This window comes from Actinoplanes sp. NPDC049599 (assembly GCF_044465625.1).
Classification (GTDB): Bacteria; Actinomycetota; Actinomycetes; order Mycobacteriales; family Micromonosporaceae; genus Actinoplanes.
Genome location: NZ_JBITLX010000089.1, coordinates 1 through 1,224, shown reverse-complemented (window position 1 = coordinate 1,224; position 1,224 = coordinate 1). Strand labels below are relative to the sequence as shown.

The window sequence follows — 1,224 nt, the reverse complement described above, 5'->3', positions numbered from 1 at the left end:
CTGATCCGGCTTCAGGAGGAGATCTCCTGGCAGGAGAACCGCAAGCTGGAGGGCGAGGTCGTCGAGCTGCTGGTGACCGAGAGCAAGGGGCGTAAGGACGGCGAGACGACGCGCCTGTCCGGCCGGGCCCGGGACAACCGGCTCGTCCACTTCAGCGTGCCGGAGGGTGCTCCCACGCCCAGGCCAGGTGACTTCGCCTCGGTGCGGATCTCGTACGGAGCCCCGCACCACCTGGTCGCGGACGACTCCGGTGCTGCCTACGCCGTACGGCGTAGCCGTGCGGGTGATGCCTGGGACCAGAGGCAGATCGATGCCTGCGGTCCGGCGCCGACCGAGTCCGCAGCGGGACCGCGTCCGGTCTCGCTCGGCGTTCCGGTACTCCGCCGCGCCTGATTCTTCGCCTGGTGTAGTCCTTTTGGGCGTCATCGACGGCTGCCCGTCATGTCGATTTGACCTGCTGGTGGGGCGTCCGTAAGGTTTTACCTGTTGGCAGCGCGGGAGGCACGGACACGAAAGTGGCCGGTCCCGGGTCAACTTCCCTCGAACTTCTGCCGAAGCTCTTCCCATCACGGGTTGGGCCTCGGAGGTTCGCCTGGGAGTCCGGTGGTGCGGAGCAGTGAAAATCTTCTGGTAAGGTTTACACCGCTCGGTTCGCCGGGTAAGTTAGAGAGGTTGCCCCGGAAGCTGCGGAGACGTGGTGGAGGGTGAGCGTCCGCTCCTTGAGAACTCAACAGCGCATCTGAACAACCGATGCCAATTGATCGTCTTTTAGACGGTTTTCTTGGCTGATGGATCAGGTCCTCGTCGTACCGGCCCCCGTCGGTAGGGCGGTTCATAGGGTCTGGTTCTTATTGGTCAGGATACTCTTTGTAATACTTCGCAAGACTTTTCTTCTAGAAAAGTTATTTACGGAGAGTTTGATCCTGGCTCAGGACGAACGCTGGCGGCGTGCTTAACACATGCAAGTCGAACGGTGAAGCCCTTCGGGGTGGATCAGTGGCGAACGGGTGAGTAACACGTGAGTAATCTGCCTCTGACTCTGGGATAACCACGGGAAACGGTGGCTAATACCGGATATGACATGCGGCCGAGTGGTCTGTGTGTGGAAAGTTTTTCGGTCAGAGATGAGCTCGCGGCCTATCAGCTTGTTGGTGGGGTAATGGCCTACCAAGGCGACGACGGGTAGCCGGCCTGAGAGGGCGACCGGCCACACTGGGACTGAGA

General features: G+C 61.1%; 1 rRNA gene and 1 pseudogene. Both read left to right on the top strand.

The features are described from left to right. Positions 1-393: pseudogene (locus tag ACIBQZ_RS43355) on the top strand (tRNA (N6-isopentenyl adenosine(37)-C2)-methylthiotransferase MiaB); the annotation flags it as partial. Between the two features lie 512 nt (positions 394-905). Then, positions 906-1,224: ribosomal RNA gene (locus ACIBQZ_RS43350) — 16S ribosomal RNA — on the top strand; the annotation flags it as partial.